Source organism: Halomonas sp. ND22Bw (genome assembly GCF_003011945.1).
Lineage (GTDB): Bacteria > Pseudomonadota > Gammaproteobacteria > Pseudomonadales > Halomonadaceae > Halomonas > Halomonas halophila.
Genome location: NZ_PXWD01001053.1, coordinates 1 through 264, shown reverse-complemented (window position 1 = coordinate 264; position 264 = coordinate 1). Strand labels below are relative to the sequence as shown.

The window sequence follows — 264 nt, the reverse complement described above, 5'->3', positions numbered from 1 at the left end:
CAGGTCGTGAACGAGCGCCGCAACGAGGCCATGTGCAACGCGGCGACGAGCGGCAAGACGTGCGAGCTCAAGGGCGAGACCTGTGTCGATCCGGATCCGACCACCCGGACGATCAATGGGGTTCAGGTCACCCGCGCGTGCTGGAACTGGGAGCGCACCTACACCTGCACGAGCATGATCCAGACCTCGGATTGTGCCAGCCTCGCCGGCAATCCGAAGTGCAGCTACGTCCGCGACGAGTGCCTCGACGATCCGCAGGACGGG

At 65.5% G+C, this 264-nt stretch carries 1 protein-coding gene; it reads left to right on the top strand.

From position 1 onward, the window contains the following. On the top strand, nt 1–264 hold a 264-nt coding region (gene traN, locus CVH10_RS21395), incomplete at both ends, for a conjugal transfer protein TraN (RefSeq protein WP_181244632.1).